The organism is Aggregatibacter sp. oral taxon 458 str. W10330 (genome assembly GCF_000466335.1).
GTDB lineage: Bacteria > Pseudomonadota > Gammaproteobacteria > Enterobacterales > Pasteurellaceae > Aggregatibacter.
Genome location: NZ_KE952599.1, coordinates 109,893 through 123,286 on the forward strand (window position 1 = coordinate 109,893; position 13,394 = coordinate 123,286).

Genomic DNA, 13,394 nt, shown 5'->3' on the forward strand with positions numbered 1-13,394 from the left:
TGAAAAAATCCACCGCACTTCCGATGTAAAATCGATTTAAAGTGCGGTGGATTTTTTATGTCTTTTTTAAGGAAGATGCTACGCTACGCTGCGTCGCCCTGTTGTTTTTCATACGCGGAAAGGGTGTTTTGCATCAACATCGCCACCGTCATCGGGCCCACGCCCCCCGGCACCGGAGTAATATAGGACGCGCGCTGTGCCGCCACATCAAATTCCACATCGCCCACAAGTTTACCCTCAAGGCGGTTAATGCCTACATCCACCACCACCGCGCCCTCTTTAATCCATTCACCTTTAATAAATTTCGGTTTGCCTACCGCGACTACTAAAATATCCGCTTGACGAATATGACTCGCCAAATCTTCGGTGAAACGGTGTGTTACGGTCACGGTGCAACCGGCTAACAGCAATTCAAGTGCCATCGGACGACCGACAATATTAGAAGCGCCCACGATCACCGCGTGTTTGCCATAGAAAGAAATGCCGGTGGTTTCCAGTAATTTCATCACGCCGTAAGGAGTACACGCGCGCAATGTGGGAATACGTTGACATAACCGCCCAACATTGTAAGGATGAAAACCGTCCACATCTTTTTCCGGGGAAATTTGCTCAATCACTTTGGTGCTATCAATGTGTTTCGGCAACGGCAACTGCACCAAAATGCCATCAACCTCGGCATCTTGATTCAACTCTTCAATCAGTTCCAATAACGCCTGTTCCGTTGTGGTTTCCGGTAAATCATAGGATTTTGATACGATACCGATTTCAGCACAGCTTTTCCGTTTGCTGCCCACATACACTTGTGAGGCAGGATCCGCCCCGACCAAAATTACAGCTAAGCCCGGCGCGCGTTTTCCCTGAGTGACATACTGTGAAATTTGTTGAGCCACATTCGATTTAATTTGACTGGCTAATTGCGTTCCGGAAATAATTTGAGCGGTCATTGGCGTCTCCGATGAAAAAGAAAATACAAACGTTTGCTATTTTGTCAGAAAAGCCCCTTTTATGTAAGCCGGATTGCAATAAATTTAGGCATTCAATGGCAAAATAAAAAAAACTTATTGACTGAATAAGAAAGAAAACTATAATGCTACACATCTTTTCGGCGAGTAGCGCAGTTTGGTAGCGCAACTGGTTTGGGACCAGTGGGTCGTAGGTTCAAATCCTATCTCGCCGACCACTCTCTCTACTTCTTTATGATTCCTTTTATAATGCGCCCTTAGCTCAGCTGGATAGAGCAACGCCCTTCTAAGGCGTGGGTCAAAGGTTCGAATCCTTTAGGGCGTGCCATTTACCCTCAACATCCACCGCACTTTGCTGATCCCATCGCATCCGTCTCACTGTTGTAATGCATTTAATGCAGCATGATAGGCCTTCGATTGCATTAACAAAATCTTGGCAGCCTCACGTAACTTATCCACATCAGATTCCGGCAAATAAAAGGATGTTCCAATATTTAATACGTCTTTTTTTAGTTGCCCCTCCGGCAAATCTTTTAAGCTTAAATTCACAAAATAAATGTGAATTTTTGCGCCCTTTTGGCGTTTAGCATAGGCATTCCATTGATTTACAAATGCTTGTGAATATTGCACGGTCGATTCTGTCGCCTTATCAATCGGTACATTAATCACGGCATTCACCACGTCTCTTGCACTCGGCACCTCTGCCGATTTATCAATAAGCGGGGTTCGTTCATTTTGCGCATTCACACTCACCACAATGATATGGCGTAAATGCGATTTTTTGAGTTCTGAATAGAGTTTGCGCATACTCAGCAAATTCGACACGTCCAACAAACTGACTAGTCCTAAATTATCCGTTAAACCACCATCCACTAAATGTAAATAAGGGCGTTCCGTACTTGTTTGATAACGTGCTAACCGCTTTTGCATGGCATTAAAATAGCTTAACGATAAATGATTGTGTGGCTGCGTTTGCATCAGAAACGCTTTTTTACTTTCAGCATGGCAAAAGCCACCATGATTATTCAGTGTTATTGGTGAAAAAATCAACGGCACTGCACTGGATGCCGCCACCGCACGCGCAATTTCAATATCATTCAAATCCACGCAAAGCCAATCAAAGAAGTCTTGCGTAAACGACACTTTCTGTCCTGCTGTCATATCAGTCGCGTTAATCACGGCAAACGGCCCTTTACGCTGCTGCGCCAAATCGGCAAACGTCTTCCCATGATATAACGCCAAATTCAGTTGCTCTTGCAATAAATCGCTCCGCCCGAATTGCGGCGACGTCAGCCGAGGCACATTGCTCAAAGAAAACACTTCGTTAATGACTTTTTTTTGGAAATTTTTCTTGAGAAAAAATTCCTTAAATTTAGGGATCGTCTTTTGCCCCTCCAAGGCAAAATAAGCCGCCAATACCGAACCGCCGGAAACACCATACACCACATCAATATTTTGTAACAACGTATCGCCTTTTTCTGTTGGGCGTACCGCTGTCTGCTGAAACTGTTCTAGTACGCCATATCCCAAAGACGCCGCCCGTGAACCACCACCGGAAAAAGTGACAATCACTAAATTTTCTTTTTCCAGCGCTTGTTGCATAGCCTTTTCCAAACGGTAACCCTGTTGCGGATCAATTTGCGTGAGGGTTTTCGCGGGTTGGTAAAGGATGGAATGGCACGCCGTGAGCAATGCCATACTACTGGCCAGTAAGGTTCGATTTAAAAGAAGCGTCATCCGTTTCATAACCTATCCTTGACTTGGGTGGGATAAGATTGATTCTACAACGCTGACAGCTAAGGGGGGAAGTGCGGTCAATTTTTCTGCCGTTTTTCTTTAAGAAATGTGATCAATCCGGCAAAAGTGCAGTCATTTTTTTCAGGATTCTCAAAATACACGGAAAATCCACCGCACTTTACTTCATCTCTCGCAATCGTTTTAAGATCCCTTTCATTTTCTCATCCAACTGTGCCGTTAAACGTAACGTTTCACCACTGTGCGGATGCTCAAAACGAATAGAATAAGCATGCAAGAATAAACGATTCAAGCCCAATTCCGCCATTTGTTGATCGAATACTTTGTCGCCATATTTACTATCTAAAGCAATGGGATGTCCTGCATATTGCGTATGTACGCGGATTTGATGGGTTCGCCCTGTTACCGGTGATGCTTTCACCAACGTGGCATTTACGTAACGCTCTTCCACGGAAAAACGGGTTTCAGACGGTTTACCTTGTTCACTGACTTTCACAATGCGCTCGCCGCTCGACAGCTCATTTTTCAATAGCGGTACCTGCACCACTTTACAGTGTGATTGCCACTGACCACGCACCAACGCCAAATAATCCTTTTGGATCGTTTTTTCACGCAACTGCTCATGTAAATGACGTAAAGCAGAACGCTTTTTCGCTACCAATAAAATCCCCGAGGTGTCACGATCCAAGCGGTGAACCAATTCCAAGAAACGAGCCTCCGGACGAAGCGCGCGTAATGCCTCAATCACGCCAAAATCAAGCCCACTGCCCCCATGTACGGCAATACCGGAAGGCTTATTAAGCACCAATAAGTAATTGTCTTCAAAAATAATGTGTTGTTCTAATTGGGCGACTTTGGTGAGTTTATGAGAAACGGTGTCCTGTGCTTTTTCTGCCACACGCACTGGCGGAATTCGCACCACATCCTCGGCTTGTAATTTATACTCCGGCTTGCTTCTGCCTTTATTCACTCTCACTTCGCCTTTGCGTACAATGCGATAAATCAAGCTTTTAGGTACGCCTTTTAAGCGCGCAAGGAGAAAATTATCTAATCGCTGACCGGCTTCATCATCGCTTATGGTGAGAAATTGCACGTTCGGGTTAACTACTTTTTCATTCATCTTGTGTTTATTACGATCTTTTACAGAAAAATTGGCGTGCATCATAGCATATTGCACGGCGAGTTTGAATGTTGCAAAGAATCGTCCCAAAAGGCTGAAACGCCTTGCTAAAAATCCCCATTCAAGCGATAATAATGCGCCTTTTTGAGTCATAAAAAAGGCTTTAAAATAAACAGGTTATCATTGATAGAATACAATGCAGCATTCGGCATAAGACGTTGTTATTGCAATGATTTTTAACCATCAATATGAGCGACTGCTTGCAAACCATTTTTTAACCGGTTTTGTTTTTATTCACATATCAAGATGATATGAGTGTGAATAAGGTTGCCAATGCACCCAGCAGATGACAGTCGGGAAGACGGACATTCTGCGACAGACACGAGGTCGGCGACTAAGCAAAGTGCGGTCATTTTTGATGACGTATTTTTAGGGCATAAAACCCTTTCGATAAAAGAGAAAACGAATGAAAAGAATGTTAATCAACGCAACTCAAAAAGAAGAGTTGCGCGTTGCGTTAGTCGATGGACAACGCTTATTTGACTTGGACATCGAAAGTCCTGGTCACGAACAGAAAAAAGCCAATATTTACAAAGGGAAAATCACTCGCGTTGAGCCGAGTTTAGAAGCCGCTTTTGTGGATTATGGCGCAGAACGTCACGGTTTTTTACCGTTAAAAGAAATTGCACGTGAATATTTCCCGGCGGATTATGTCTATCAAGGCCGTCCGAATATTCGCGATATTATTTCTGAAGGACAAGAAGTTATTGTTCAAGTGAACAAAGAAGAACGTGGCAATAAAGGTGCTGCGTTAACAACCTTTATTTCCTTGGCAGGAAGTTATTTAGTGATCATGCCAAACAACCCTCGTGCAGGTGGCATTTCTCGTCGCATTGAGGGCGATGAACGTTTGGAATTAAAAGATGCCTTGAGCTCTTTGGATGTGCCTGAAGGTATCGGCTTAATCGTACGTACCGCCGGTGTAGGTAAATCGCCGGAAGAATTGCAATGGGACTTAAAAGTGCTATTACACCATTGGGAGGCGATCAAACAAGCCTCAGAAAGCCGCCCTGCACCATTCTTAATTCATCAAGAAAGTGATGTTATCGTGCGTGCGATTCGCGACTATTTGCGTCGTGACATCGGCGAAATTCTGATTGATAGCCCGAAAGTCTATGAAAAAGCGAAAGCACACATCAAATTAGTGCGTCCGGATTTCATTAATCGCGTGAAATTGTATCAAGGCGAAGTACCGCTGTTCAGTCATTATCAAATCGAATCCCAAATTGAATCCGCTTTCCAACGTGAAGTGCGTTTACCTTCCGGTGGTTCTATTGTCATTGACGCCACTGAAGCGTTGACAGCCATTGATATTAACTCCGCACGTTCTACCCGTGGTGGCGATATCGAAGAAACCGCATTAAACACTAACCTTGAAGCCGCAGATGAAATTGCGCGTCAACTTCGTTTACGCGACCTGGGTGGTTTAATTGTGATTGACTTCATCGACATGACACCGGTTCGCCATCAACGTGAAGTGGAAAATCGCATTCGCGATGCCGTACGCCAAGATCGCGCACGTATTCAAATTAGCCGCATTTCCCGCTTTGGTTTGTTGGAAATGTCACGCCAACGTTTGAGTCCGTCATTAGGTGAATCCTCTCATCACGTCTGCCCGCGTTGCCAAGGCACCGGTAAAATCCGTGATAACGAATCACTTTCACTTTCTATCTTGCGTTTATTGGAAGAAGAAGCATTAAAAGAAAATACCAAACAGGTTCACACCATCGTTCCGGTACAAATCGCGTCTTACTTATTAAACGAAAAACGTAAAGCCATTCATAGCATCGAAAAACGCCATGATGTCGATATTATCGTGGTACCAAACGAAGCGATGGAAACACCGAACTTTAGTGTGTTCCGTGTTCGTGATGGCGAAGAAGTGAATGAGTTAAGCTACAATTTGGCAAAATTACATCAAGATCAAGATGAAACCTTTGCTGCTGAGGAATCGTTGGTTTCTCGTAATATTGAAGCAACACCGGCTGAAACACCGGCAGTGGAAAGTGCGGCAGTTTCTTTGGCCATTACAATGCCAGCACCGGCACCGATTGAGCGCAAAGAACCCAAAGCGCCATCGTTGTTAAGCCGTTTATTCGCTGCATTAAAAGGTTTATTTGCGTCTGAGCCAAAACCGGAAGAGAAAAACAAAAAAGCTCGCCCAAACAACAGAAACATGAATAACCGTAATCGTCGCAATCAAGATCGTCGTAACAACCGTCGTGTTCGCAACGAAAATACGGAAAACGTGATTGAAGAGCAAAGTGCAGATAAATCTGAGATTAAAAGTCGTAATCAAGAACGCAATAATAAGCGCAGCCGAAAACCTGAGGTCACTGAAGAAATCGTTAAATCTAGCATTTCTGCGCCGGTTAACGAAGAAAAGGCTGAACCAACACAACGTCGTCAACGTCGAGATTTACACAAAAAAGTTCGTGTTTATGACGAAGCCACGGACAATCCAATACCGCAAGAAGAAAATATGGCACTTGCTGAAAACATCAATGAACCTCGCCATGTAGAAGCGCCTGTGATTTCGACAAATGCAGCTGATGTCTCAAATGAACCTGAACGCAGTCGTGATAATGCTCGTCAACGTCGTTTACCACGTCATTTACGTGTAAATAATCAACGCCGTCGTCGTCCACAAGAAAAATCACCTATGCCGTTATTTGCTGCAGTGGCATCTCCGGAGCTTGCCAGCGGTAAAGTTTGGATCGATATGACGCAAGTCAATCAACCGAAAGAAAAAGAAAATGCGTTCTTATCTGTTGATGAGCTACTTGAACAACAAAATCAATCAAGTGCAGAAACCGAGAAGAGCCTTACTGTGCCAGCCTTGGATATGATTGTTGAGAAAGCTAAAAATGACGTTCAACCATTAACTGAATTTATTGCTCAGCCGGCAAATGATTCTGTTGAGAAGAAAATTCAAGCGTCTTTAGAACGTTTAAATCATAACGTGACGTCAGAACCTACTGCGGCAGTAGCTGAACAGGTCGAGCCGAAAACGGCACATGAGGTGAAATTCATGGCTGAAACCGACCGCACTTATGTGTTCAACGGACGAATTGGAACATTCTCTACAGTCGCGCATACCAAAGCAGAGGCGACATTAGCCAAAGCCTCGGATACGCCAATCGCTGCTTATCCAATCACTGAATGGACAAAATCGCGTTATTATTTCTACGGAAAAGGCGCAGCAGGTCATCACATGGCCATCAGCCATGTTTATGCGGAGCCGACGAGGGCGGAAGTAAAATAATACTATCGACTGAAAATAAAGCAGTTAAATGATTTCTTTTATTTAACTGCTTGACTTAAATAGCAAGAGTCCGTATTATTCACGTCACTTCAACACACGGAGGAATGGTCGAGCGGTTGAAGGCACCGGTCTTGAAAACCGGCGAGGGTTTACGCCCTCCCTGGGTTCGAATCCCAGTTCCTCCGCCATATTCAGAAAAGGCGCTAAGTTTTTACTTAGCGCTTTTTTGTTACATTAAAATAATGCCTAACAATAGAATCAATGCGTCACCTAAATGCGCCATGGTGTAACAAACCAAGAAAAAAGGCCAAACCTCTGTTTAACAAAGGTTTGACCTTAAGAAGTCATATTCGCTAAATAATTATGATCTAACAGCAATCGCTTCGATTTCTAATCCAACATCTTTCGGCAAACGCGCGACTTCGACACAAGAACGTGCCGGAAAACTTGGATGATGATGCGCTTTGAAAAAGGCTTCATACTCTGCGTTAACTGTTGCAAAATCTTTTAAATCTTTCACAAATACCGTGGTTTTCACAATATCTTTCACGCCTAAACCGGCTTGTTCTAAAATCGCTTTAATATTTTCTAAAGACTGTCTCGCTTGTTGAGCAATATCTGTCGGAATCTCGCCAGTTTGCGGGTTCACCGGAATTTGTCCGGAGGTGAACACCAAATTCCCCAAATCAACGGCTTGAACATAGGGGCCGATAGCTGCCGGTGCTTTATCGGTATGAATTACGTTTGTCATTTTTTACCTCATTTTCTTCTGGTTACGACTTTTCTCACGACAGTTTCTAGAGAGACCAGAAACCATCATCAGAAAAGTGCGGTCAATTTTTATGATGTTTTTACTGATGATGTGTGCTAAATGTTTAATTCCATGCCCAGATCAATAAAATTTTGGTCCATCTCAAATGCCGGTTTGGCATCTTTGTCTTTGCCTATAATGCGTGCCGGTACGCCGGCGGCGGTGGCATAGTCCGGAACCGGTTGTAGGACCACTGAATTAGCACCGATTTTAGCGTATTTGCCGACTTCGATATTGCCTAAGATCTTTGCGCCGGCACCGATCATCACACCTTCATGAATTTTCGGATGGCGATCGCCACATTCTTTACCTGTTCCACCAAGCGTAACGCCTTGCAAAATAGACACGTTATTTTCAATCACGGACGTTTCCCCTACCACAATACCAGTGGCATGGTCAAACATGATGCCATGGCCGATTTTTGCTGCCGGGTGAATATCCACATCAAACGCCACAGAAATCTGATTTTGCAGGTAAATCGCAAGTGCTTTGCGATTTTGTTGCCATAAATAGTGTGTAATACGATAACTTTGAATGGCATGAAACCCTTTTAAATAAAGCAATGGTGTTGACCAAAGCTCCACTGCCGGATCGCGCTGACGCACCGCTTGAATGTCACAGGCAGCACATTCAATGATGCTTGGTTTTTCCTGATAGGTTTCTTCAATAATCTCACGCAAGGCAATTGCCGGCATAATCGTATTGGCTAATTTGTTCGCTAAAATATAACTTAACGCGCTGCCTAAGTTATGGTGTTTTAAAATGGTGGAATGGAAAAAACTGGCAAGCATAGGTTCATTCTCTACCAACTCTTTCGCTTCCTGACGAATAGATTGCCAAACCGTCGATGACATGAATTATTCCTCTTTACGTTCTCTGCCTAATAAATTTACTGCCGCTTCTTTTGCATTTTTACCACAAAATAGCACTTGATAAATTTGCTCCGTGATAGGCATTTCGATACCGTGCCGTTGCGCAAGCAAATGCGCTTCTTTTGTATTATAAAAGCCCTCCACGACCTGACCGATATTATCCATTGCCGTTTGAGCAGAAAAGCCCTGCCCCAGCATAATACCAAAGCGACGGTTGCGGGATTGATTGTCAGTACAGGTTAAAACAAGATCACCTAACCCCGACATTCCCATAAATGTATTCGGGTTTGCCCCAAGTGCGGTGCCTAAACGGGATATTTCGGCAATGCCACGCGTAATCAGCGCTGTTCTGGCGTTTGCGCCAAATCCCATGCCATCGGAAATACCTGCACCGATAGCAATCACGTTTTTAATCGCTCCACCCAACTGCACGCCAAGCATATCGTTGTTAATATACACACGAAAATGTTTACTGCAATGAATACGCGCCTGAAACTGCAACGCAAATTCTTCGTTATTCGACGCTAAAGTAATTGCTGTAGGAAGCCCTGATGCTAGCTCTTTAGCAAAGGTTGGCCCGGAAAGCACGGCTAACGGATAGTGGTTGCCCAATTTTTCCTTAATCACCTCTTCTAACAAACGACCCGTATCCCGCTCCAAACCTTTCGTTGCCCAAATGATACGGCTGTCAGGACGTAAGTGCGGTCGAATTTGTGAGAGAATGTCACCAAAGCAATGACTTGGAACCGCCAACAATAAATCCCGTGATGCTTGAATCGCTTTCGCTAAATCGGCTTCCAGAGATAACGCCTCAGGGAAAATAATATCCGGCAAAAATTCTGCATTTTGTCGCTCAGCATTCAGTTTCTGCATTTTTTGCGGATTGTGTCCCCAAAGGTAAGTGGGATGTCCATTACGTGAAAATGCAATGGCTAATGCCGTACCGAAAGAACCGGCGCCTAACACAGTAATTGAAGAATGGGTCAAAGTCGTATTCATCATTAACTCCTTGAATGGCGAAAAAGACGGTAACGAAAAAATAAACCCGCTTTATCACTTAATGAAGCGGGTTTTGCAGATTAGTTCACGCTTGGTTGCTCTTCGGATTCTTGCTCTTGTTGTTGACGTTGTAAATACTCAACAAATAATGCATCGAAGTTCACCGGAGAAAGGTTTAATGCTGGGAATGTGCCACGATTAACTAAATTAGAGACTAATTCGCGCGCATATGGGAATAGCATATTTGGGCATTGCGCTGTTAAACAATGCGCCATTTGCATATCATCTAAACCACTAATCGTGAATACACCGGCTTGTTTAACTTCACAAATAAACGCCACATCACCGGAATCTTCCAATGTGGTTTCAACAGAAAGATTTAAACACACTTCATATAAATCATCGCCTAATTTTACGGTTTCGGTAGATAAATCAAACGACAATTTCGGTTTCCATTCTTGATGGAAAATATGTGGAAGATTTGGCGCTTCAAAAGAAATATCTTTGACATAGATACGTTGAATTTGAAGTACGGCTTGAGCCTCTTGCTCTTCGTTCATCACGTCTTTTTTTTCTTCGGTCATATTGGAGTCCTTATTTATTTTCTAACTAAAGGTAAGCTTGCTGCACGCCAGCCTGCTAGGCCATCTTTTAACGTATATACATGATTAAAGCCTTGTTTTGCCAAAATCTCTGCAGAGGTTGTCGAGGTTACCCCATTTGTACACACTAAAATCACCGGTGTGTCTTTATGTTGTTCAATTTTGCCAACGTTGTGATTTTTAATTTCGGTAGGCAACAGGTTGAGGCTATTGATAATATGTCCATTGGTAAACTCATCAATAGAACGCAAGTCAATAACCACGGCATTTTGATTGTTCATTAAGGCAATTGCTTCGGCATTATCAATCACCTTTGTTTTACTGGTGGCGGCTTTAATAAAGCTGAAAATCACCATAATAAACACAGCCACCCAAGCAACAACAATGAGTGTATGATTTTTGGCAAACGCCGTTGCCATCGGCATAAATTCTTCCATTTGTTTCTCAATCATTAGGTTTAAAAAGAAAGCTAGAGTATAACTTTACTTTCGCCATTTATCAAAAATTATTGTTTTTATTCCAAGGCAGAACTTGCTCAAATAACAATCATTTATTGATTTAAAATGTGACCTAGATCATAAATCAATCAGAACATCAAATCTCTCACATACTCACTATTACGTAATTCTTATATAATTAAATCGATTTTTGAGTTACGACATCATGATTTATCTTAAATAAGGTAGGTCTATCAAATATCGCTGAGTATAATTTCTTATACCCCATACAAGTTTTATGTTTTACTTAAAGGAGGCAGTATGTCTGCTATGTTTTTACTTCAGTTCGCCATCGTGTTGCTCTGTATTTTAGTCGGTGCACGCGTAGGTGGTATCGGTTTGGGTGTCTTTGGCGGCTTGGGGCTGGCTATCTTATCTTTCGGTTTCGGCTTAAAACCGGCAGGTTTGCCAATTGACGTGATGTTTATGATTATGGCAGTAGTTTCTGCGGCAGCTGCAATGCAAGCGTCAGGTGGTTTAGATTACATGATCAAAATTGCGACAAATATTTTACGTCGCAATCCAAAGCATATTACATTTATCGCCCCTGCAGTGACTTGGACCTTTACGCTATTAGCCGGTACGGGCCACGTCGCCTATTCTGTATTACCGGTAATTGCCGAAGTGAGTCGCCAAAATGGCGTCCGTCCTGAACGTCCAATGTCCATGGCAGTTATCGCCTCTCAATTTGCGATTGTTGCCAGTCCGATTGCTGCTGCTGTAGTTGCAGTTGTCGCGTATCTTGAGCCACAGGGCATTCATTTAGGGGATGTGTTAATCGTTACAATTCCTTCTACTATTTTGGGAATTTTCTGCGCTTGTTTATTTGTCAATAAAATGGGTAAAGAATTAAAAGATGATCCAGAATATCAACGTCGTTTACACGATCCAAAATATGCGGAAGCCTTTAATTCAACTGTTGTCGGTAAAGAGCTTGAAATTAGCAAATCCGCCAAAATCTCCGTATCCCTTTTCTTATTTGGTGCATTACTTGTTGTGTTAATGGGAGCAATGCCTTCTCTTCGTCCGGTATTTGATGGCAAACCAATGGGTATGGCACATACCATTGAGATCATCATGCTATCTATCGGTGCGTTAATTATCTTAACCTGTAAACCGGATAGCACTGAAATTACTAAAGGTTCTGTATTCCACGCCGGTATGCGTGCGGTAATCGCTATTTTCGGTATCGCATGGTTAGGTGATACCTTAATGCAAGCGCATATGGAAGAAGTTAAAGGTTTAGTAAAAGGCTTAGTCGAAACCGCACCTTGGACATTTGCTTTAGCACTATTCGTTCTTTCTGTGTTAGTCAACAGCCAAGGCGCAACAGTAGCAACATTATTCCCGCTTGGTATCGCACTTGGTATTCCACCGGCTATCTTGATTGGCGTATTCGTGGCAGTAAACGGTTATTTCTTTATTCCGAACTACGGCCCAATCATTGCTTCAATTGACTTTGACACAACCGGTACAACACGAATCGGTAAGTATATTTTTAACCACAGTTTCATGCTACCCGGCTTATTAAGCATGGCATTTTGTTTAGGTTTCGGCTTATTATTTGCCAATATCTTGCTATAACAACATTCCTTAATACAACATATAGCGCCTGATATCAGGCGCTATTTTTTTACATTCAATTCACACGAAATAACGTCAAAAATGACCGCACTTTATTTCTCATCGCATAATCAACAAAACGAAACTCTCCTTCCCAACAAGCTAAGGGAGAACCTATGGAAACAATAGCATTAGGTAAAGGGTGAATAATATTATGCCAAAGCAAAATACACAAAATGCTCTTTAAAGACGACATTTTATTGTTGTATTCATTGATCATCAATGTAAAAAAGAGTGTGCTACTTGCTCAGTCTTTTTATAAAGCACATGAGATATATAGAATGCTCTACATTCCCAAAAACGGGAAACAAACCGTCAAACTATTTACTGTTTAGTATTTGCCTGAAGAATTACAGTTAAGTTAAAGCAAGATATTCACACGAGATTTAAATAGAATTTATAAAAAGATAGAATATTTTGATGGGATATATAACGAGTTTATAATCAATGGCAGGGGCGGAGAGGCTCGAACTCCCAACACCCGGTTTTGGAGACCGGTGCTCTACCAATTGAACTACGCCCCTATTGGTATGTAACTTTAGATAACTGAAATTGGCGGAATGGACGGGACTCGAACCCGCGACCCCCTGCGTGACAGGCAGGTATTCTAACCAGCTGAACTACCACTCCTAATAGGGATTAGCAGTGACCTACTCTCACATGGGAACATCCCACACTACCATCGGCATAACAGCATTTCACTTCTGAGTTCGGTATGGAATCAGGTGGGCCTACTGCATTATGACTGCTAAAAAATTTATTACTTGAATAAACTAACATTCAATTTACTCAAGTAATAAACTTGGCGGTGACCTACTCTCACATGGG

Annotated in this window: 10 protein-coding genes, 5 tRNA genes and 1 rRNA gene; 5 read left to right on the plus strand and 11 right to left on the minus strand. The window is 42.8% G+C overall.

Annotation, left to right across the window (positions count from 1 at the left end):
• Positions 1 to 83: 83 nt before the first annotated feature.
• Positions 84 to 944: a bifunctional methylenetetrahydrofolate dehydrogenase/methenyltetrahydrofolate cyclohydrolase FolD gene (gene folD, locus HMPREF9065_RS07225; RefSeq protein ID WP_021615566.1), complete on the minus strand. Its 861-nt coding sequence runs from the start codon at positions 942 to 944 to the stop codon at positions 84 to 86.
• A gap of 159 nt (positions 945 to 1,103) precedes the next feature.
• On the opposite strand from folD, the gene HMPREF9065_RS07220 reads away from it, so the two are divergent.
• A tRNA-Pro gene (locus tag HMPREF9065_RS07220) sits at positions 1,104 to 1,180 on the plus strand.
• A gap of 33 nt (positions 1,181 to 1,213) precedes the next feature.
• Positions 1,214 to 1,290: transfer RNA gene (locus tag HMPREF9065_RS07215), tRNA-Arg, on the plus strand.
• A gap of 47 nt (positions 1,291 to 1,337) precedes the next feature.
• Here HMPREF9065_RS07215 and HMPREF9065_RS07210 read toward each other — a convergent pair.
• The gene (locus HMPREF9065_RS07210) at positions 1,338 to 2,708 is read right to left on the minus strand and encodes a patatin-like phospholipase family protein (protein WP_021615567.1); all 1,371 of its coding nucleotides are present in this window, start codon (positions 2,706 to 2,708) and stop codon (positions 1,338 to 1,340) included.
• A 169-nt stretch (positions 2,709 to 2,877) separates the two neighbouring features.
• A complete protein-coding gene (gene rluC, locus HMPREF9065_RS07205; protein ID WP_033002430.1) occupies positions 2,878 to 3,837 on the minus strand; it encodes a 23S rRNA pseudouridine(955/2504/2580) synthase RluC in 960 nt (319 codons plus the stop codon).
• Positions 3,838 to 4,303: 466 nt separating this feature from the next.
• Between rluC and rne the strand changes: the two genes are divergently transcribed.
• Positions 4,304 to 7,162: a ribonuclease E gene (gene rne / locus HMPREF9065_RS07200; RefSeq protein WP_021615569.1), complete on the plus strand. Its 2,859-nt coding sequence runs from the start codon at positions 4,304 to 4,306 to the stop codon at positions 7,160 to 7,162.
• 98 nt (positions 7,163 to 7,260) lie between these two features.
• Positions 7,261 to 7,350: transfer RNA gene (locus HMPREF9065_RS07195), tRNA-Ser, on the plus strand.
• A 173-nt stretch (positions 7,351 to 7,523) separates the two neighbouring features.
• Here the strand turns inward: HMPREF9065_RS07195 and HMPREF9065_RS07190 are convergent.
• The 5 genes from HMPREF9065_RS07190 to HMPREF9065_RS07170 form a co-directional block, all read right to left on the minus strand.
• Positions 7,524 to 7,913: a RidA family protein gene (locus tag HMPREF9065_RS07190; protein ID WP_021615570.1), complete on the minus strand. Its 390-nt coding sequence runs from the start codon at positions 7,911 to 7,913 to the stop codon at positions 7,524 to 7,526.
• Between the two features lie 116 nt (positions 7,914 to 8,029).
• Positions 8,030 to 8,827 (minus strand): serine O-acetyltransferase, encoded by a 798-nt coding sequence (gene cysE, locus HMPREF9065_RS07185; RefSeq protein ID WP_021615572.1) that lies wholly within the window; start codon positions 8,825 to 8,827, stop codon positions 8,030 to 8,032.
• 3 nt (positions 8,828 to 8,830) lie between these two features.
• Complete coding sequence (gene gpsA, locus HMPREF9065_RS07180; protein WP_033002427.1) at positions 8,831 to 9,844, minus strand: NAD(P)H-dependent glycerol-3-phosphate dehydrogenase; 1,014 nt, start codon at positions 9,842 to 9,844, stop codon at positions 8,831 to 8,833.
• Between the two features lie 80 nt (positions 9,845 to 9,924).
• Entirely contained in the window at positions 9,925 to 10,428 is a 504-nt protein-coding gene (secB, locus tag HMPREF9065_RS07175) for a protein-export chaperone SecB (RefSeq protein WP_021615574.1), read from the minus strand.
• A gap of 14 nt (positions 10,429 to 10,442) precedes the next feature.
• Positions 10,443 to 10,883, minus strand: a complete 441-nt coding sequence (locus HMPREF9065_RS07170) for a rhodanese-like domain-containing protein (RefSeq protein WP_033002431.1) — start codon at positions 10,881 to 10,883, stop codon at positions 10,443 to 10,445.
• Between the two features lie 321 nt (positions 10,884 to 11,204).
• On the opposite strand from HMPREF9065_RS07170, the gene HMPREF9065_RS07165 reads away from it, so the two are divergent.
• On the plus strand, positions 11,205 to 12,527 hold the full coding sequence (locus HMPREF9065_RS07165) for an anaerobic C4-dicarboxylate transporter (protein ID WP_021615576.1): 1,323 nt from the start codon (positions 11,205 to 11,207) through the stop codon (positions 12,525 to 12,527).
• A 487-nt stretch (positions 12,528 to 13,014) separates the two neighbouring features.
• Here HMPREF9065_RS07165 and HMPREF9065_RS07160 read toward each other — a convergent pair.
• The 3 genes from HMPREF9065_RS07160 to rrf all read right to left on the minus strand — a co-directional run bounded on the left by HMPREF9065_RS07160 (position 13,015) and on the right by rrf (position 13,319).
• A tRNA-Trp gene (locus HMPREF9065_RS07160) sits at positions 13,015 to 13,090 on the minus strand.
• Positions 13,091 to 13,119: 29 nt separating this feature from the next.
• Positions 13,120 to 13,196, minus strand: a tRNA-Asp gene (locus HMPREF9065_RS07155).
• A gap of 7 nt (positions 13,197 to 13,203) precedes the next feature.
• A 5S ribosomal RNA gene (rrf, locus tag HMPREF9065_RS07150) occupies positions 13,204 to 13,319 on the minus strand.
• Positions 13,320 to 13,394: the final 75 nt, after the last annotated feature.

Excerpts from the sequence above, each read along its gene's own strand:
- HMPREF9065_RS07190 (WP_021615570.1), bottom strand. The coding sequence starts at position 7,913 with ATGACAAACGTAATTCATACCGATAAAGCACCGGCAGCTATCGGCCCC.
- rne (WP_021615569.1), top strand. The coding sequence starts at position 4,304 with ATGAAAAGAATGTTAATCAACGCAACTCAAAAAGAAGAGTTGCGCGTT.
- HMPREF9065_RS07170 (WP_033002431.1), bottom strand. The coding sequence starts at position 10,883 with ATGGAAGAATTTATGCCGATGGCAACGGCGTTTGCCAAAAATCATACA.
- HMPREF9065_RS07210 (WP_021615567.1), bottom strand. The coding sequence starts at position 2,708 with ATGAAACGGATGACGCTTCTTTTAAATCGAACCTTACTGGCCAGTAGT.
- rluC (WP_033002430.1), bottom strand. The coding sequence starts at position 3,837 with ATGAATGAAAAAGTAGTTAACCCGAACGTGCAATTTCTCACCATAAGC.
- folD (WP_021615566.1), bottom strand. The coding sequence starts at position 944 with ATGACCGCTCAAATTATTTCCGGAACGCAATTAGCCAGTCAAATTAAA.
- gpsA (WP_033002427.1), bottom strand. The coding sequence starts at position 9,844 with ATGAATACGACTTTGACCCATTCTTCAATTACTGTGTTAGGCGCCGGT.
- secB (WP_021615574.1), bottom strand. The coding sequence starts at position 10,428 with ATGACCGAAGAAAAAAAAGACGTGATGAACGAAGAGCAAGAGGCTCAA.
- HMPREF9065_RS07165 (WP_021615576.1), top strand. The coding sequence starts at position 11,205 with ATGTCTGCTATGTTTTTACTTCAGTTCGCCATCGTGTTGCTCTGTATT.
- cysE (WP_021615572.1), bottom strand. The coding sequence starts at position 8,827 with ATGTCATCGACGGTTTGGCAATCTATTCGTCAGGAAGCGAAAGAGTTG.